A 17384-nucleotide genomic window follows, 5' to 3' on the forward strand; every position below is an offset into this window, starting at 1 on the left:
CCGGCGGACCGGGCCCGGGAGGACAGATGACCGGTACCCAACCCCTGACCGACGACGACCCTCGGCGCATCGGCGGCTACGTCCTGACCGGCCGGCTCGGCCAGGGCGGGCAGGGCGTCGTCTACCTCGGCTACCCGGAGGCCGACCCCGAGCGCACCCCGGTCGCGGTCAAGACCCTGCACGCCGACGGCCTCGACGCCGCCGGCCTGCGCCGCGCGCTGGCCGAGGAGGTCGAGACCGCCCGCAAGGTCGCCCGCTTCTGCACCTCCCAGGTGCTGGCCGCCGACATCGACTCCGACCCGCCCTACGTCGTCAGCGAGTACATCGAGGGCCCGAGCCTGCGCGAGGTCGTCCGCCGCGACGGCCCCATGTCCGGCGCCGCCCTGGAGCGGCTGGCGGTGGGCACCCTCACCGCGCTCGCGGCCATCCACCAGGCCGGGATCGTGCACCGCGACTTCAAGCCGGGCAACGTGCTGATGGGCCCCGACGGCCCCCGCGTGATCGACTTCGGGATCGCCCGCGCGCTGGAGGGCACGGCGATCCTGACCAGCCAGATCGCCGGCACCCCCGCCTACATGGCGCCCGAGCAGGTCGCCGGCGAGGCCCTGGGCCCGGCCGTCGACCTGTTCGCCTGGGGCGCCACCATGGTCTACGCGGCCAACGGGTTCGCCCCCTTCGGCCAGGACTCCCTGCGCGAGGTGCTGCACAACGTCGTCAACGAGCCGCCCGACCTCGGCGCGCTCGACGGCCGGCTGCGCGACATCGCCGCCCGCTGCCTGGCCAAGGACCCCGCCGCCCGGCCCACCGCCGCCGAGACCCTGATGGGCGTGCTGGGCGTGGGCATGGCCGACGCTCCCCAGGCCGCCGAGGCGGTGGCCGACGCCCCCGACCAGCCGGAGCGGCCGGGGGAGGTGCCGCTGCAGACCCTGGCGACCGGCGCGGTGGCCGCAGCGGCGCCCGAGGCGCGCGAACGGGCCGTCGAGGAGATCCGCGACAGCCTGCCCCACCCGCCCGGCGGCGACCTCTTCCGCTCGTTCCCGCCGGGTCCGCCCGCCACCGGCCCCCAGCCCGCGGCCGGCACCGGGCCGCAGTACCCCGCGGGCACCGGCCCGCAGTACACCCCCGCCGCGGGGCCCGGCCCCCAGCACGGCGCCACGGGGCCGCAGTACTCCGCCGGGCCGGGGCCGCACTACGGCGGCGGGTCCGGCTACGCGCCGCCCGGCCCCCAGGCGCCGCCGAGCGGGCCGCAGACCCCGCCGGCGCACTCCGGCCCCCAGCAGCCCCTGCCGGGCGGCGCGCCCGGCTACGGGCCCGGCCCGGGAGGCACGGGCGGCCCAGCCCCGTGGGGCCCGGCGCCGAGCGGGCCGGGCGGGGGGTCGTGGCCGCACTCGGGACCGCAGGCCCCTTACGGCTCGCAGCCGCACTCGGGACCGCAGGCCCCCTACGGCCCGGGGCCGCACTCCGGACCGCAGACGCCCCACCCCTCGGCCGCCCAGCCGCCCTACCCGGCCGCGCCGCACTCGGGCCCCCAGCCGCCCTACCCGGGCGGCGGCGCGCCCCTCACGGGCGCCCAGCCCTCGTTCCGCGCGACCGGGCCGCAGAGCGGCTACGGCGCGAACACCGGCGCCCAGTGGCCGGCGGCGGGGCCGGGCGGCCCCGCGTCGCGGGGCCCCGACGGCGGCCGGGGCGGCGGCGGGGCGATCATCGCGGCGGTGACCGGCCTGTCGATCCTCGTGGTGGTCGTGGTGGTGGTCATCATCGTCGCGGTGGCCGGCTGAGGCCGGCCGGGCCCCGCCGCGGCGCGCGGGTCAGGACCCCTCGAAGACCGGCTTCTCCTTGCGCACGAAGGCGCGCGTGGCGTTGGCGTGGTCGGCGGTGTCGGCGCACTGGTCCTGCAGGTTCGCCTCCATCTCCAGGGCGTTGGCGAGGTCGAGCCCGGAGCCGAAGGTGAGTTCGGCCTTGATGGCGGCGTAGGCGACCGTGGGGCCGTTGGCCAGGCGCACCGCCAGCGCGTGAGCGGCCTCGGCGAGGTCGTCGTGCGGCACCACCCGGTTGACCAGGCCGATCTCCAGCGCGCGGTCGGCCTTGACCGGCTCGGCCAGCATCAGCATCTCCATGGCGCGGGCGTGGCCCACCAGGCGCGGCAGGGTCCACGAGGCGCCGGAGTCGGCGCCCAGGCCCACGTTGGCGAAGGCCATGAGGAACGACGCCTTCTCCGAGGCGATGCGCAGGTCGCAGGCGAAGGCCAGCGAGGCGCCCGCGCCGGCGGCGGTGCCGTTGACGGCCGCGACCACCGGCTTGGGCATGCGGGCCAGGCCCAGCACGATCGGGTTGTAGTGCGCGCGGACGGTGTCGGACAGCCCGCGCCCCGACTCCAGCGACTCCGCGTGCTCGCGCAGGTCCTGCCCGGCGCAGAAGGCGCGGCCGGTGCCGGTGAGCAGCACCGCGCGGGCGCCGGTGTCGGCCTTGGCGCGCTCGATGGCGGCCAGCAGCGCCTCCTTGGCGGCGACCGTCAGCGAGTTCATGGAGTCGGGCCGGTTCAGCCGGATCACGGCCACGCCGTCGCTGAGTTCGTACTCGATCCCGTGGTCGTCGGAGGCGGCCTCGCGGGGCCGCTCGGTGCCGGTGGCGCGGTCTGCGGCGTCTGACTCGGACACGCCCAACTCCCTGCTCGTGGGGGGTGCTGCTGAGGTCCCAGCGACCGCGGCGGGGCGCTGACGGCTATAACCTTACTGTTCGGATTCCTCGGGGCCGAAGGTCCCGGCGCTGTCCGATCGTTCCCAATCGGTTCCCAAAACCGAGATAATGGCAGAACAGTGATTCATTCCCTGAGTCACGCGGATGCGGCGCGACCCCGGACCGGCCGCCCTGAACGCAGGGGCATCTGCACCGGATCGGCCCATTCAGCCCGCGACACAGTCCTATGGAAGGGGATACGGCATGGCGGCGATGAAGCCGAGGACCGGTGACGGTCCGATGGAGGTCACCAAAGAAGGCCGCGGCATCATCATGCGCGTCCCGCTGGAGGGCGGCGGGCGGCTCGTCGTCGAGCTGACGCCCGACGAGGCCACCGAACTGAAGGAGGCCCTGGACGGCGCGGTCGGCTGACCCGCGGCCCCGTCGCGACCCCACCGTCTGACCAGCCGGGCGCGCGGCGGCCGCCCGAGGCGCCTCCAGCCGGAGGCCCCGCCACACCGGACCACCGCCCGCGGCGCCAACCCGATCCACGATTGCGAGCGATCCGTGCCTGCCGCTACGGAGATCCGCCCGGTCTCGGGCGCCCTCACCGATTCCGCCGCCGAGCTGGTGGCCGTCCCCGTCCTGCGCGGTGGCGAAACGCCGGCCGCGGCGACCGCCGGTGTCGGTCTCGACCCCGCCGAACTGGACGCGCGGCTGCCGGCCTCCCTCGCCGAGCTGGTCGCGCACTACGATCTCGCCGGCCGGCCCGGCGAGACCGCCCAGTTCCCGGTGGACCTCGGGCGGGGCCTGGTGCGGATGGTCCTGCTCGGTGTCGGCGACGCCACGCCCGACGACCTGCGCGCCGCGGGCGCGGCCCTCGCGCGTGCCGCCAAGGGGCGGCGCGCGGCGGCCACCACCGTCGCGCTGCTGGACCGGGCCCACGACGACGCCGGAGCCGGGCTCGCCGCCTTCGCCGAAGGCGTGCTGCTCGCCTCCTACCGCTTCACCCTGGCGTCCTCCCCCAAGGGGCCCGCGCCGGTCGAGTCCGTCGAGCTGGTCGGCGGCACCACCGGCGCGGCCCCCGACGCGCTGGCGCGCGGCACCGCGCTCGCGGAGGCCACCGCGCTGGCCCGCGACCTCATCAACACGCCCTCCACCGACAAGGACCCCGCCTGGCTCGCCGAGCGCGCGGTGGCGGTCGCGGCCGAGTCCGGGCTGGACCACCGGGTGTGGGACGAGTCCGCGCTGCGCGCCGACGGCTTCGCCGCGATCCTGGCGGTGGGCGCGGGCTCGCTGCGCCCGCCGCGCCTGGTGCGGCTGGACCACCGGCCCGACAACCCCGCCGGCCACGTCGTCCTGGTGGGCAAGGGCATCACCTTCGACACCGGCGGCCTGTCGCTGAAGCCCAACGACAACATGAAGCTCATGAAGACCGACATGAGCGGGTCGGCCATCGTGCTGGGGGTGATGTCGGCGCTGCGGCGCCTGGAGGTCCCGACCGCGGTCACGGCGCTGCTGCCCATCGCCGAGAACGCGTTCTCCGGGTCGGCCCAGCGGCCCGGCGACGTGATCACCGCCTACAACGGCCGCACCATCGAGGTCCTCAACACCGACGCCGAGGGGCGGCTGGTCATGGCCGACGCCCTGGGGTACGCGGTGGCCGAGCTCGCGCCCGACGCCCTTGTGGACGTCGCCACGCTCACCGGCGCCGCCAAGGTCGCCCTGGGGCTGGGCACCGGCGCGCTGTTCGCCAGCGACGACGCGCTGGCCGACGCGCTCACGGCGGCGGGGCGCGCGGCCGGGGAGCCGCTGTGGCGGCTGCCGCTGACCGAGGAGTACCGCCCCTCGCTCGACTCCCGGGTGGCCGACCTCGCCAACATCGGCACCACCGGCGACTACGGCCGGCCGGGCGCCACCGAGGCCGCGCTGTTCCTGCGGGAGTTCACCGGCGGCCTGCCGTGGGCCCACCTGGACATCGCCGGGCCGGGCCGCTCCAGCGGCGAGGACGGCGTGCTGACCAAGGGCGGCACCGGGTTCGCCACCCGCACCCTGCTGCGCTGGCTGGCCGACCCGGCCGGGCTGCCCCGCACCGGCGCCGCGGCCTGACCGCCTGAACCGGCCGAGCCCCGAGGCGGCGCGGCCGGCGCCCGCGGCGCGGCGGTGCGCCCCGCGCCGGGTCAGGAATCGGCGGAGTGGTCGCGGATCGCCGCGAGCAGGCCCTCGCCGATGGGCAGCAGCAGGGGGATCAGGGCGGAGTCGGCGCGCACCAGGCGGCCGACCTCGCGCGCGCCGGCGGTGCCGGGATCGGGCACGCTCAGCGGGCCGTCGGCCCGCTCGGCGCCCTCCAGCGCGTTGTTGAACACCACGATCCCGCCCACGCGCAGCAGCCGCAGCGCCTCGTCGAGGTAGGTGGGGTAGGCGGCGGGTTCGGCGTCGACGAACACCAGGTCGTAGGCGCAGTCGGTGAGGCGGGGCAGGACGTCCAGCCCCCGGCCGTGGATCAGCCGCACCCGGTTGGCGGCGAACCCGGCCCGCCGGTAGGCCGCGCGGGCCAGCTCCTGGTACTCGGGCTCGATGTCGACGCTGGTCAGCACGGAGTCGGGGCGCATGCCGCGCAGCAGCCAGATGCCCGAGGTGCCGCAGCCGGTGCCCACCTCGACCACGGAGCGGGCGCCGATGGCGGCCGCCAGGAAGCGCAGCGCCGCGCCGCCCGCCGCGCTGATCGGCGAGGACTCGGCCCGCCGGCCGGTCTCGCGCGCCGAGGTCAGCGGGTCGTCCTCCTGGGCGTACTGCTCGACATGGGCCAGAGTGTGGGCCAGTGTGTCGTCTCGACCGGCGATGACGGCCTCCCCGCGCGTGTGACTGACATGACCGGGGCGTGCGGCCCCGAGGGGGCCGGAAGCGGCCCGGGCTCCCAACGGACGCGGCGACCGCGGTGACCGTCACCGTGCGTGCCCGCGCGATCACCCATGGGCCGGGTTCCAGGGCACAGACTAGCCTGCCCCGGGCGGTCGCGGTGTGCTCGCGGCACCGGGGAACTTAATCGGCCCCGCCGAGCGTTGCAACCAACGCGGGGGTCGCCCCGCAGCCACGGCCGCGGCGCGTCCGCGCCCCGGCCGAACCCAGGCGACCGGGCGTCGCGCGCCGCCCCTTGGCGCGCCGCGCGCCCGCGCGCCGCAGCAGACTCGCGAAGGGAGTGGCGGTGGCAGACTCCGACGCTGCCGTGGACTTCGAGCAGTGGGAGCCACCGAGTTGGGACGACGTCGTGCGCAACCACTCGGCGCGCGTGTACCGGCTGGCGTTCCGCCTCACCGGCAACAAGCACGACGCCGAGGACCTCACCCAGGAGGTCTTCATCCGGGTGTTCCGCTCGTTGTCCAGCTACACCCCCGGCACCTTCGAGGGGTGGCTGCACCGCATCACCACCAACCTCTTCCTCGACATGGCGCGGCGCAAGGCGCGCATCCGGTTCGAGGGCCTGTCCGACAACGCCGACGAACGCCTGCAGGGCCACGAGCCCTCGCCGGCCCAGTCCTACGACGACCGCCACTTCGACGCCGACATCCAGGCCGCGCTGGACGCCCTGCCCGCCGAGTTCCGCGCGCCTGTCGTCCTGTGCGACATCGAGGGGCTCTCCTACGAGGAGATCGCCGCGACGCTGGACGTCAAACTGGGCACGGTGCGCAGCCGCATCCACCGCGGCCGGGCGCAGCTGCGCAAGGCCCTGGAGCACCGGCGGCGCCTGGCCGACCAGTTGGCCGAGGGGAGCCCCGCCCCCGGGGCCGGGCCCCTTCCGCAGGGCGGTGCGCAGGCCGAGACACACACGGACCGGTGAGGTGGAGTGAGAATGGACCACTTGGGAGAACGCCTGTCCGCCCTCGTCGACGGCGAACTGGGCCACGCCGAGCGCGACCGCGCGCTCATCCATCTCGCGGGCTGCGAGACCTGCCGCTTCGAGGCCGAGATGCTGCGCCGACTCAAGCGGCGGCTGCACCGGCTCGACACCCCTGAGCCCTCCATGGACTTCCTGGGCCGCCTCTCCGCGCTCAGCGGCCCGCCCGCCGACCCCCCGCCCGATCCGCCGGGCGGCGGTCCGGGGGCCTTCGGCGGGTTCGGCTCCCTGCCGCCGCTGGGCTCCAGCCGCCCGCTGGGCGGCGGGCTGCCGCGCACGGTCGACGGCACCGCCCTCGCCGTCGCCGGGCCCGCGCCCGAGCCGGCGCGGCCCGCCCGCGAGCGCCGCCTCCGCCGCCCGCGCCCGCTGTCGGTGCTGCGCCCGCGCTGGGAGCGCACGCGCTTCGCCGTGGCCGGGGCGTCGGTGGTGGCGGTCGCGCTGGGCACCGCGTTCGTCGCCGGGGGCGACCCCGGCGAGGGCCCCGTGGTCGAGCCCGAGCTGAGCGACTACGCCGTGGAGCACGCGGTCACCGCCCGCCAGGCCCCCGTGCCCGACTTCGACGCCGGCACCGCCGTGGTCACGACCGCGCTGGAGGACACCCCTCCGGCCACCGGGTCCCGGTGAGCGCCGCGGGCTCTTTCCCCCGGCGCGGACTGGTGCCCGTGGTGCTGCTGTCGCTGTCGCTCGTGGTCGTCGTGCTGCTGACCTCCTCCCACGCCGCCGACGCCCACGAGGTCCCCGCCCCCGGCGAGGACGACGGCCTGGCGCTGCTGCGGCGCGCCGCCCGGTCGCTGGGCGACGTCTCCTTCTCGGGGGTGCAGCGGGTCACCACCACCGGCGCGGGGACGCGCTCCGAGCGGCTGGTCAGCGTCGTGCACCGGGCCGGCGAGGCCACCGGTTACGGCGATGTCAGCCCGGCGGGGGCCGACCTGGTGGTCGGCCAGTCCCCGCCGCTGACCAAGGTCGACGACCTCATGCTGGCCGAGCTGGCCGCCAACTACCGGGTCACGCGCACCGGCGGAGGCGTGGTGTGCGGGCGCAACGCGGCGGTGCTGGAGGTGCTGCGCGCCGACGGCACCGCGGCCGCCCGGGTGTGGATCGACCAGCGCACCGCCCTGCCGCTGCGCAAGGTGGTCCTCGACGACACCGGCGCGGTGGTGCACGCGACGGAGTTCGTCGAGGTCGAGATCGGCGGCGACCCCGGGCCGCTGCCCGAGGACGGCGTCGAGGCCAGGCCCTGGAAGGACGAGTTGTCGGAGGGCGAACTCACGGCGCTGCGCGAGGACGGCTGGCCGCTGCCCGAGCACGTGGCGTGGAACCTCCGGCTGATCCGCGCGTGGTCCCGGGACGACCCCGAGGGCCGCGTGGTGCACCTGGCCTACTCCGACGGCCTGTCGGTGGTGTCGGTGTTCGTGCAGCGCGGCCGGCTGCCGGGCGGGTCCGGGCAGAGCGCCGAGGCGGCGGCCGACACCCTGGCCCAGGACGGCGCCGGAGGCGCGCAGCGGGTGTGGGACTCCCGCGGGTTCGTCTACACGGCCATGGGCGAGGCTCCCGCCGATCTGCTCGCCGCGGCCGAGCGGGGGTTCCCCACCGACGGCGAGCCCGAGTTCTGGGCGCGGGTCATGCGGGGATTCGGTCGGCTCACAGCGGCCGTTCAGGGCTGACGCCGCGCACAATGGTGGCAGGCACGGACACGTAGGGCACCTCCGGCATTGGGCGGACCCGTTCCCGAACACCCCCGAACGGGGCATAGGGTGCGCCGGTGGCGTTGGCGGCGCGGACGCGCACGGCGCCCGATTGACGCACGGCTTACGCGGAACGCTCCAGGCTGGGGCGGAGGCGACAAACGGAGACCTGGATGACCGACGACACCGGACCCCGTCCCCCCGCCACCGGTGGGAACCCCAGTTGGGCGCGGCCGCACCCCCCGGCCGACGACCGCCCCGGACCGCCCCCCGAACGCGATCCCGGCGCCCCCTGGGCGCGCAGCGGCGATCCCGCCGCGCCGGGCTCGGGCGGAGCCGGGCCGCCGCGCCCCGAGGGCGGCGACCCCCGCCAGACCGGCCCCCGGCCCGACGACGGCCGCGCACCGCATTCGGGCGCGTCGGTGACCGAAACCGGCCAGTGGGCGGCACCGCCGTCCGCGCACCGGCAGCCGCCCGCGGGCCCGGGCGGCTCGGGCGGTCCCGGCGCACCCGGCGGCCCCGGCGGCTCGGGCGGACCGGGCGCTCCCGGCGGCCCGCCGCCCGGCGGCGCCTACTCCGCCCCCTTCGGCGCGGGGCCGCCGCGGCCCCCGCGGCGCGGCGTGCCGGTGTGGGCGGTGCTGCTCATCGTGCTGGTCGTCGGCCTGGCCTCGGCCGGGATCGGCGGCGCCGTGGGCGGCTCGCTGGGCGTCCAGGCCGGCGCGTCGGACCGCTCGGAGTCGCCCCGCCTGAACACCGCCATCCCCACCGACACCCCCAGCCGCGCCCCCGACACCATCGCCGGCGTGGCCCAGCGGGTCAGCCCCAGCGTGGTGCTGATCCAGGACGGCGGCTCGGGCGGGCTCAGCGGCAACGGCTCCGGATTCGTCATCGAGGACGACCACGTGGTCACCAACAACCACGTCGCCTCGGCGCTGGCCGGCAGCGACATCGAGGTCGTCTACAGCGACGGCCGGGCCAGCGGCGCCCGCATCGTGGGCACCGAGCCCGCCTCCGACCTCGCCGTGCTGGAACTGGCGGACCCCATCGACGTCCAGCCGCTGGAGTTCGGCGACTCCGCCGGCGTGACGGTGGGCGACCAGGTCATCGCCATCGGCGCCCCGCTGGGCCTGGCGGGCACGGTCACCTCCGGTATCATCAGCGCCGTCGACCGCCCGGTGAGCCTCGGCGAGGGCGAGGGCCCGGGCGCGGCCATCGAGGCGCTGCAGACCGACGCCGCCATCAACCCCGGCAACTCCGGTGGCCCGCTGGTCGACGCCCAGGGCCGGGTCATCGGCGTCAACACCGCCATCGCGACGCTGGGCGGCGGGCCCGACGGCGAGCAGGGCGGCAGCATCGGCCTGGGCTTCGCCATCCCCTCCTCGCAGGTCGAGCAGGTGGTCGACGACATCATCGCCGGAGGCGGGAGCGCGCCGCCGCCCGCCGGGGGAGACCAGCAGGCCGCCATCGGGGCGGTCTTCGACACCACCCACACCGGGGGAGCGCTCATCGCCGAGGAGAACCCCGACGGCTCCCCGGCCGTGCCGCCCGGCAGCCCCGCCGAGCAGGCCGGGCTGGAGCCCGGCGACGTGATCACGGCCATCGGCGGCGAGGAGGTCGCCGACTTCGCCGACCTGCAGCGGATCGTCGGCGAGCACGCCCCCGGCGACCGGGTCGAGGTGGTGTTCGAGCGCGACGGCCGGGAGCAGACCACCGAGGTCACCCTCGGGGCGGCCGGCGACTGAGCCGCCCCAGGCGGGGCCGCGCGGGCGGCGGGGTCAGTCCTCGCCGCCCGCGCCGATGTCCTCCAGCCACAGCTCGCGGTTGTCGCGGACGAACGCCGCCATCAGTTCCGCGCACTCGGGGTCGTCCAGCACCACGACCTCCACGCCGTGCCCGGCCAGCCAGTCGTGCCCGCCGGTGAAGGTGCCGGCCTCGCCGATCACCACCCGCGAGATCCCGAACTGGCGGATGAGCCCGCTGCAGTACCAGCACGGCGAGAGCGTGGTGACCATGGTCGTGCCCCGGTAGGAGGGCCGCCGGCCGGCGGCGCGGAAGGCCGCGGTCTCGCCGTGGATTGACGGGTCGCCGTCCTGCACCCGGCGGTTGCGGCCGCGCCCCAGCACGGTGCCGTCGCGGTCGATGAGCGCGGCGCCGATGGGGATCCCGCCCTCGTCGCGTCCGGCCCGGGCCTCCTCGACGGCGATCGCCAGCCAGTCGCCGAACGTGCCGGTGCCGGGTGCGGTCATGGGCCATACCTCCTGGAACGGGTGCGGTCGGGCGCGCTGTCCGCGCGGGAACGGGACCGATCGTAGCGGCGGGCCCGCGGCGCGCCCGCACCCGCGCCGCCGGTGTGCCGGGGCGCGAACGGGCGCGGGCCGCCGTCGCGACGCGACGGCGGCCCGCTGAGGGTGCGGCGGGCTAGCGCCGCGCCGGGGTGATGCCGAGCTGCATGCCCGACAGGCCGCGGGGGCGGCCGGCCAGCTGCTCGGCGACGCCGCGCAGCACCTGCGCGGCCTCGGAGTCGGGGTCGGTGAGCACGAGCGGCCTGCCTTCGTCGCCGCCCTCGCGCAGCCGGACGTCCAGCGGCACCTGGCCCAGCAGCGGCACCTGGGCGCCCAGCGCCTTGGTCAGGCCCTCGGAGACGGTCTGGCCGCCGCCCTCGCCGAACAGGTAGGTGCGCTCGGTGCTGCCGGGCGCCACGAAGTAGGACATGTTCTCGATGACGCCCGCCACCCGCTGGTGGGTCTGGGCGGAGATGGCGCCGGCGCGCTCGGCGACCTCGGCGGCCGCCTGCTGCGGGGTGGTGACGACCAGGATCTCGGCGCCGGGCAGCAGCTGGGCCACGGAGATCGCGATGTCGCCGGTGCCGGGCGGGAGGTCCATCAGCAGGATGTCGAGGTCGCCCCAGAAGACGTCGGCGAGGAACTGCTGCAGCGCGCGGTGCAGCATCGGGCCGCGCCAGACCACCGGCTGGTTGCCCCGGGTGAACATGCCGACCGAGATCACCTTGATGCCGTGGGCGCTGGGCGGGAGGATCATGTCCTCGACCTTGGTGGGGAGGTCGGAGACCCCCAGCATGCGGGGCACCGAGTGCCCGTAGATGTCGGCGTCGACCACGCCGACCTTGTGCCCGAGGTCGGCCATTGCCGCGGCCAGGTTGACGGTCACCGACGACTTGCCGACACCGCCCTTGCCCGAGGCCACCGCGAACACCTTGGTCAGCGAGTTCGGCTTGGCGAAGGGGATCTCCTTCTCGGCCTGGCCGCCGCGCAGCTTGGTCTGCAGCGCCTTGCGCTGGTCGTCGCTCATGACGTCGAGTTCGACGGCGACCCGCGAGACGCCCTCGATCTTGGACACCGCGGCGGTGACGTCCTTCTCGATGCGCCCCTTCATCGGGCACCCGGCCACCGTGAGGTAGATGCCGACGTGCACGACGCCGCCTTCGGCGATCTCGACGCTCTTGACCATGTCGAGATCGGTGATGGGGCGGTGGATCTCGGGGTCCTGGACGGTCGCCAGAGCCGCGTTCACCTGCTCGGTGGTGGGTGTGGAGGACATGTACCCCATGGTAGTCACGGGGATCGCCGCCATATCCGGCGACGGGGCGGTGGCAGGACGGTGCCGGCGCGGCGGCGCCCGGCCGGGGGCGCGGAGGCGCGTGACACGGGGAACCGCCCACCGGACGGGGCCGCCTGGATTACTTCGCCGATCGCGATGTGGCCAATGTCACCACGCGCGGCGGGGTGCCGAGGTGCGGCCGGGGGGATTCGGCGGGCGTGCCGCACCGGCCCCGGTCGGGCCGAAAGACGGCGGCGGCAACGGAACCCCCGTCCCGGCGGGCCCGGGCGGCGGAGCGGCCCGGCGGACCTCGGCGCCCCAGGCGTCCGCGGCGCCCCGCCGGCCGCGCCCACGCGTTTGCTGCTGATGCGGATTTGCGCAGGTCATCGAGGTGTAGTCGGGCGATGGCGGTGCGTTCTTAACGCGGCCAATACAACCCCGGAAGGTAATCTCGGCAAACGATGAGAAATACGCCGCCGCCACCTGGTTCGTCCTGGTCGTCTGAGCCGCAGGGGCCCAACGGTCCGAACCGGTCACCCTACCAGCACGAGCAGGTGTGGGCCTGGCCTCCCAGCGGAGGGCAGGCCGCCCCCGCGTGGGCCTGGCCGCCCCCGGCGGCCCCCCAGCGCCGCGGCGGCTCCGGTGCCGCCCGCCCCCCGGCGGGCGCCCCTTACCACCGCATGGCGCGCACCTGGCGCTACCGCTGGTGGGTGCCGCCGCTCGCGGTGGTCGCCGCCGTGCTGGTGGTCATCCTGGTGCAGCTGGTCATGGGCACCGCCGCGGTCATCCTCGCGCTGGCCAGCGGGGTCGAGAGCACCGAGGACTCCGTCTTCGGCGCACCCCTGCCCGACCTGGTGTTCCAGTTGGTCGTCATCGCCACGATGGCGCCGATCGTGGTCTTCATCGCCTGGCTCGTCCAGCGCCGGCCCGTGGGCACCCTGTTCTCGGTGACCGGGCGGCTGCGCGTGCGCTGGCTGCTGTGCTGCGGGCTGGTGGCCGTCCCGGCGATGGCGGTCTCCCTCGGCGTGCTGTACGCGATCACCCTGGCCACCTCGCCCGGCACCCCGTTCTTCGCGCCCTACGCCGGCGGCCCCGACTTCGCGCTGACCGTGGTGGTGCTTATGCTGCTCGTGCCCTTCCAGGCGTCGGCCGAGGAGATCGCGCTGCGCGGGTTCCTCATGCAGTCCGTCGGCTCGGTGGGTGCGGGCCCCCAGGAGCGCCGGGGCGCGAGCGCGGTCTCGCGGTTCCTGCGCACGCCGCTGCCGGCCGTCGTCATCAGCGGCTGCGTGTTCACCCTGCTGCACGACTACTTCGGCTGGGGGCTGCTGGACGTCGCGGTCTTCGGCATGGCCATGGCCTGGCTGACCTGGTACACCGGCGGCCTTGAGGCGGCCATCGGGCTGCACGTGGTGCACAACATGGCGGCGTTCGTGATCAGCGCCTACGAGGGCACCCTCGACCAGGCCGCCACCGGCGGCGGGTCCTGGCAGGGCGTCATCAGCACCACCGCCGAGGTCGCCTTCTACATCGCGGTGGTGGTGTGGCTGGCCAAGCGGATGGGGATCGACCGCACCGTGCCCGCCGACGACCACCCCGCCGCGGCCGGGCCCGGCCTGCCCGCGCCGCAGGGCCCGTGGCCGCCGGCGCCCTCGGCGCAGCCCGCCCCCGGGACCGCGCCCCAGGCCCCGCACCCGCCCGCGCCGGGCGGCCGGCGGCCCGCCGGCCCGCGGTTGCCCGCGCCGGGCCCCACCCAGCACTGGAGCAGCCCCGGCGGCGACGGCACCTACCGCTGACCCCGGCGCCTTCGCCGTGGGGCGGTGCGGTCCGCGGGGGCGGCCGTACCACCCGACGGCGAAGGCGGCCGGCGGCGATCCGTGCGCGGCGGCGGGTTTTCCCACAGGCCACACGGGTATCCTCCCCGCAATCATGAAGTCGGACCCGTCCTGCCCCCGTTGCGGACGCGCCGTCCACCCGCCGGGTTTGTGGTCGAGCGCGTGGCAGTGCGACGCGCACGGTCCGGTGGCCCCGCTCAACCCCATGCGCACGCCGAGTCCGGCGGCGCTCTCCCTGCTGCTCGACTTCGCCCAGGTCCCCGTCTGGCTGCCGTGGCCGCTGCCCGCGGGCTGGGTGGTCACCGGGTTCGCCGACGCCGGCGACGACCGCACCGGCGGACTGGCCGTCGCCGTCGCCCTGTCGGGCCCGGCCCCGCTGGGCGGCGTGGGCGAGATGGCGCTGGTCGCCGAGGACCCCGGGATCGGCCTGGGCGCCCGGCTGGCGGCGCTCGACGGCCCCGACCCCGGCGACGGCTTCGGCGCGGGACCGCCCGCCGCCAAGCTCCGCCACGACGGCCACGACATCGCGCTGTGGAAGGTCGAGACCGGCGACCACGCCGCGGCCTACGCGGGCGAGGCCATGGCCAGCTGGCTGTGGGTGGTGTTCACCCCCGCCGACGCCGGGGTGCTGATGGCCGAACTGGACGCCGTGCGCGACCTCCGCGACCGCCGCGACGGCGGCGCCGAACTGGAGCCGCCCTACGGGGCGCCCTCGCCGTTCCTCGCCTCGGCCCTGGGCCGGGCCGGGTAGCCGCGCGCCCGCCCCCGCTCCGGGCGCGCGGCTACCGCCCGCGTGCCGGCGGCCGGTCGGCCGCGCACCCCCGGTGCTGCGATCATCGACGGATGCGCATCGACTTGCACGCCCACAGCTCCGTCTCCGACGGTACGGAGCCCCCCGCCGAGGTCGTCTCCCGCGCGGCCGCCGCCGGACTGGACGTCCTCGCCCTCACCGACCACGACACCGTCGCCGGGACCGCCGCGGCGGCCGCGGCCGTGCCGCCCGGGTTCACCCTGGTGCCGGGTATGGAGCTGTCCTGCCTGCACGAGGGCGCGGGAGTGCACCTGCTGGCCTACCTGTTCGACCCCGACCACCCCGAACTCGCGGCCGAGTTGCGCCGGGTCCGCGACGACCGCACCGTGCGCGCGCGGACCATGGTGGAGCGGCTGCGGGAACTGGGGCTCGACGTCACCTGGGACCGGGTGCGCGCGATCGCCGGGGTCGCCGACGACGCGGGCCGGGCGGCGGGCAACGTCGTGGGCCGCCCGCACATCGCCCGGGCGATCGTCGAGGCGGGCGGCGCCTCCGACGTCCCCGACGCCTTCGACCGGTGGATCGGCACCGGCCGGCCGGGCTTCGTCGCCCGCTACGCCATCGACGCGCTGCGGGCGGTGCGGCTGGTCCGGGCGGCGGGCGGGGTCTGCGCGGTGGCGCACCCGGCGCGCGGCGAGCGCGGCGACGGCGCGGCGCCGACGGCGCTGATCGAGGAGATGGCCGAGGCCGGACTGGGCGGTCTGGAGGCCGACCACCCCTCGCACGACGCGGAGGAGGCGGCCTACTGGCGCGGGGTGGCCAAGCGGCTGGACCTCGCGGTGACCGGGTCCAGCGACGACCACGGCGAACTGACCGGCCACCGGCTCGGGTGCCGCACGACGGCACCGGAGGAGTACGCTCGGCTGATCGAACCGGCGACCGGCGCGGTGCCGATCACCACCGGGTGAGGGCGCGGCGGCGATCCGGCCGGGCGCGCGGGCGTATGGCGCTGATAGGGCGGTGTCCGGGGGCTTATCAGCGTCTTAGGGTTGCTCTGGGATCCTCTGCCACGCGCGAGCGGGTACCCATGCGCCGCGCGGGGCGGTGACAATGGTCCCGCACTGTCGATGAGTTCGGACGCACATATCGAAGGGTCGGGACCGTGTTCTGGAAGCGGAAGGGCAAGAAGAAGGACGGCGACGAGGCCGGTGCGGCGGGCGCGGCGGTGACCACCGAGAGCGCTGACACCGACGACGAGCGCGCGGAGCCCACCGCCGAGGACGGGACCGGCGCGGCCGAGGCGGCGGACGGCAAGGCGGGCGCCGCCGAGGCGGCCGAAGACGCGGCGGGCGCGGAGAAGTCAAAGGCCGCGGACGACGCCGCCGACGCCGCCGAGGACACCGGCGCGAAGGCCGCCCCCGGCGGCACGGCCGGGGACAAAGCCGAGGACAAGGCCGAGAACACGACCGCGGACAAGGCCGACGGCAAGGCCGACGCCGAAGACGGCGGGTCCGCCGCGGACGAGGCCGCCGAGACCGACGACGCCGACGACGCCGACGACGCCGACGCGGACGACGCCGAAGACGCCGACTCCGAGGACGACGGCGGCAACAAGAAGGCCGCCCGCCCGGTCGGCCTGTTCGCCGACGCCGGCGCCGGCGAACCCGGTGTCACCGGCCCCGACGACGAGGGCGTGCGGCGCGTGCGCACCGCCGGCGTGCTGAAGGCCGAGGGCGAGGAGTACGACGTCGTCAGCAACACCTGGATCGTCGACGCCGACGACGAGGGCGTCATCGTCATCGACCCCGCCCACGACGCCAAGGCCATCCTGGACGCGGTCGGCGACCGCGAGGTCTACCTGGTCGCCTGCACCAACGGCTACAACACCCACATCGGCGCGGCGATCGAGGTCGCCGAGCGCGACGAGGCCCCCATCGCCCTGCACCGCCGCGAGCTGCGCGCCTGGCGCCGCGAGCACGGCGCCGAGCACCGCCCCGACATGGAGGTCGAGGGCGGCGGCTCCTTCAAGGTCGGCGACCTGGAGGTCGACGTCCTGCCGATCCCCGGCACCGCCAACGGCAGCGTCGCCTACTACATCTCCGAGCGCGGCATCGTGTTCACCGGCGACTCCCTGCGCGCCGGGGAGCTGGGCACGGTCGGTGACGGCTACATCGACTACACCCAGCAGTTGCACTCCATCGGCGAGGTCATCCTCTCGCTGCCGCCCGACACCCGGGTACTGCCCGACAGCGGCCCCGAGACCACCGTCGAGGCGGAGTCCCGCAATTTCGACTCCTGGGTGTCGACCGCCTGACCCCGCACGGGCGCGTGAGCGCGCGGCCGGACCGCCACGGTCCGGCCGCGCGCACGCGTTTGGCCCCGCCGTGCCCCGTCAGCGGCCGTGGCGGCGCCGCGCGCCGTTCGCGCGCGCCCGGTCCCGGTCCACCAGGTGCGGGGCCCGCTCCGGGGCGCTGCCGGGCATGAGCGGTTCGGCGGCCCGCCTCAGCCGGGCCGGGTTGAGCCGGACGTCGCCGCCCAGGCGGAATTCCACGGCGTCGATCACGGCGCGCCGCCGTCCCTCCAGGTCGCGCCCCACCTGGTGCACGATCGAGAACGCGCCTCCGCCCGGCCCCTTGGCGGTCGTCCACCCGGTGACGTCGGGCTCCCGCTCCCAGCGCACGCCCCAGTGGGCGAGCGGGTCGGCGGCGCGGTGCGGGGGAGCCTCCCGGGTGACCCGGGCGTTGGCCTGGGCCAACCGGTCGTCGATCCGGTGCAGGGCGGCCAGCACCGGCTCCACCGACCCCGGGGCCAGCCGGTCGAGGTCGTTGAGGGCGCGCGCCTACAGTTCGAGGTGGGCGAAGACCTCGGTGCGGCCGCGCGCGGGCCGCTGATCGAGGTAGTACGGCCGGTGCGTGCCGAACCTGTCGGGCGCCAGCCAGCGCCGCCGTTCCGTTGCGTCGGGTACGTGTTTGGACTCCACCCGCCCC

General features: G+C 76.3%; 17 protein-coding genes. 11 read left to right on the top strand and 6 right to left on the bottom strand.

Annotated elements, in window-relative coordinates:
* The first annotated feature begins 26 nt into the window (after positions 1-26).
* On the top strand, positions 27-1778 hold the full coding sequence (locus tag HNR12_RS20650) for a serine/threonine-protein kinase (RefSeq protein ID WP_246425140.1): 1752 nt from the start codon (positions 27-29) through the stop codon (positions 1776-1778).
* 30 nt (positions 1779-1808) lie between these two features.
* On the opposite strand, the gene HNR12_RS20655 is transcribed toward HNR12_RS20650, so the two are convergent.
* Positions 1809-2582 (bottom strand): enoyl-CoA hydratase-related protein, encoded by a 774-nt coding sequence (locus tag HNR12_RS20655; RefSeq protein ID WP_338119849.1) that lies wholly within the window; start codon positions 2580-2582, stop codon positions 1809-1811.
* Positions 2583-2940: 358 nt separating this feature from the next.
* On the opposite strand from HNR12_RS20655, the gene HNR12_RS20660 reads away from it, so the two are divergent.
* Positions 2941-3108, top strand: a complete 168-nt coding sequence (locus HNR12_RS20660) for a DUF3117 domain-containing protein (RefSeq protein WP_179769138.1) — start codon at positions 2941-2943, stop codon at positions 3106-3108.
* Between the two features lie 135 nt (positions 3109-3243).
* The gene (locus tag HNR12_RS20665) at positions 3244-4785 is read left to right on the top strand and encodes a leucyl aminopeptidase (RefSeq protein WP_179769139.1); all 1542 of its coding nucleotides are present in this window, start codon (positions 3244-3246) and stop codon (positions 4783-4785) included.
* A gap of 71 nt (positions 4786-4856) precedes the next feature.
* Here HNR12_RS20665 and HNR12_RS20670 read toward each other — a convergent pair whose 3' ends face one another.
* On the bottom strand, positions 4857-5486 hold the full coding sequence (locus HNR12_RS20670; protein ID WP_246425664.1) for an O-methyltransferase: 630 nt from the start codon (positions 5484-5486) through the stop codon (positions 4857-4859).
* A gap of 416 nt (positions 5487-5902) precedes the next feature.
* On the opposite strand from HNR12_RS20670, the gene sigE reads away from it, so the two are divergent.
* The 4 genes from sigE to HNR12_RS20690 all read left to right on the top strand — a co-directional run bounded on the left by sigE (position 5903) and on the right by HNR12_RS20690 (position 9998).
* Positions 5903-6514, top strand: coding sequence for an RNA polymerase sigma factor SigE (sigE, locus tag HNR12_RS20675; protein ID WP_179770770.1), 612 nt, complete (start codon positions 5903-5905; stop codon positions 6512-6514).
* A gap of 12 nt (positions 6515-6526) precedes the next feature.
* Entirely contained in the window at positions 6527-7195 is a 669-nt protein-coding gene (locus HNR12_RS20680; RefSeq protein WP_179769140.1) for a zf-HC2 domain-containing protein, read from the top strand.
* On the top strand, positions 7192-8235 hold the full coding sequence (locus tag HNR12_RS20685; protein WP_179769141.1) for a sigma-E factor regulatory protein RseB domain-containing protein: 1044 nt from the start codon (positions 7192-7194) through the stop codon (positions 8233-8235). The genes HNR12_RS20680 and HNR12_RS20685 overlap by 4 nt, the downstream gene beginning before the upstream one ends.
* Before the next feature lie 194 nt (positions 8236-8429).
* On the top strand, positions 8430-9998 hold the full coding sequence (locus HNR12_RS20690; protein ID WP_179769142.1) for a trypsin-like peptidase domain-containing protein: 1569 nt from the start codon (positions 8430-8432) through the stop codon (positions 9996-9998).
* Between the two features lie 33 nt (positions 9999-10031).
* Here the strand turns inward: HNR12_RS20690 and HNR12_RS20695 are convergent, their stop codons facing one another.
* Together HNR12_RS20695 and HNR12_RS20700 are read right to left on the bottom strand one after the other, a co-directional pair.
* Complete coding sequence (locus HNR12_RS20695) at positions 10032-10502, bottom strand: nucleoside deaminase (RefSeq protein WP_179769143.1); 471 nt, start codon at positions 10500-10502, stop codon at positions 10032-10034.
* 172 nt (positions 10503-10674) lie between these two features.
* Complete coding sequence (locus HNR12_RS20700; RefSeq protein ID WP_179769144.1) at positions 10675-11814, bottom strand: Mrp/NBP35 family ATP-binding protein; 1140 nt, start codon at positions 11812-11814, stop codon at positions 10675-10677.
* 680 nt (positions 11815-12494) lie between these two features.
* Here HNR12_RS20700 and HNR12_RS20705 point away from each other — a divergent pair.
* The 4 genes from HNR12_RS20705 (at position 12495) to HNR12_RS28655 (ending at position 16711) form a co-directional block, all read left to right on the top strand.
* Positions 12495-13607 (top strand): CPBP family intramembrane glutamic endopeptidase, encoded by a 1113-nt coding sequence (locus HNR12_RS20705; RefSeq protein WP_246425142.1) that lies wholly within the window; start codon positions 12495-12497, stop codon positions 13605-13607.
* A 133-nt stretch (positions 13608-13740) separates the two neighbouring features.
* Positions 13741-14397 (top strand): DUF6758 family protein, encoded by a 657-nt coding sequence (locus tag HNR12_RS20710; RefSeq protein ID WP_179769146.1) that lies wholly within the window; start codon positions 13741-13743, stop codon positions 14395-14397.
* A gap of 92 nt (positions 14398-14489) precedes the next feature.
* On the top strand, positions 14490-15365 hold the full coding sequence (locus HNR12_RS20715) for a PHP domain-containing protein (RefSeq protein WP_179769147.1): 876 nt from the start codon (positions 14490-14492) through the stop codon (positions 15363-15365).
* A gap of 194 nt (positions 15366-15559) precedes the next feature.
* The gene (locus HNR12_RS28655; protein WP_179769148.1) at positions 15560-16711 is read left to right on the top strand and encodes an MBL fold metallo-hydrolase; all 1152 of its coding nucleotides are present in this window, start codon (positions 15560-15562) and stop codon (positions 16709-16711) included.
* Positions 16712-16789: 78 nt separating this feature from the next.
* On the opposite strand, the gene HNR12_RS20725 is transcribed toward HNR12_RS28655, so the two are convergent.
* A complete protein-coding gene (locus tag HNR12_RS20725; protein ID WP_179769149.1) occupies positions 16790-17185 on the bottom strand; it encodes a hypothetical protein in 396 nt (131 codons plus the stop codon).
* 51 nt (positions 17186-17236) lie between these two features.
* Entirely contained in the window at positions 17237-17377 is a 141-nt protein-coding gene (locus HNR12_RS20730; RefSeq protein ID WP_179769150.1) for a hypothetical protein, read from the bottom strand.
* Between the last annotated feature and the right edge of the window lie 7 nt (positions 17378-17384).

The sequence above is a fragment of the Streptomonospora nanhaiensis genome (assembly GCF_013410565.1).
GTDB lineage: Bacteria > Actinomycetota > Actinomycetes > Streptosporangiales > Streptosporangiaceae > Streptomonospora > Streptomonospora nanhaiensis.

What these genes read in the sequence shown, in the direction of transcription:
- HNR12_RS20680 (WP_179769140.1), top strand. Translation starts at nt 6,527, where the DNA reads ATGGACCACTTGGGAGAACGCCTGTCCGCCCTCGTCGACGGCGAACTG.
- HNR12_RS20660 (WP_179769138.1), top strand. Translation starts at nt 2,941, where the DNA reads ATGGCGGCGATGAAGCCGAGGACCGGTGACGGTCCGATGGAGGTCACC.
- HNR12_RS20700 (WP_179769144.1), bottom strand. Translation starts at nt 11,814, where the DNA reads ATGTCCTCCACACCCACCACCGAGCAGGTGAACGCGGCTCTGGCGACC.
- HNR12_RS20705 (WP_246425142.1), top strand. Translation starts at nt 12,495, where the DNA reads ATGGCGCGCACCTGGCGCTACCGCTGGTGGGTGCCGCCGCTCGCGGTG.
- HNR12_RS20710 (WP_179769146.1), top strand. Translation starts at nt 13,741, where the DNA reads ATGAAGTCGGACCCGTCCTGCCCCCGTTGCGGACGCGCCGTCCACCCG.
- HNR12_RS20650 (WP_246425140.1), top strand. Translation starts at nt 27, where the DNA reads ATGACCGGTACCCAACCCCTGACCGACGACGACCCTCGGCGCATCGGC.
- HNR12_RS20690 (WP_179769142.1), top strand. Translation starts at nt 8,430, where the DNA reads ATGACCGACGACACCGGACCCCGTCCCCCCGCCACCGGTGGGAACCCC.
- HNR12_RS20715 (WP_179769147.1), top strand. Translation starts at nt 14,490, where the DNA reads ATGCGCATCGACTTGCACGCCCACAGCTCCGTCTCCGACGGTACGGAG.
- HNR12_RS20695 (WP_179769143.1), bottom strand. Translation starts at nt 10,502, where the DNA reads ATGACCGCACCCGGCACCGGCACGTTCGGCGACTGGCTGGCGATCGCC.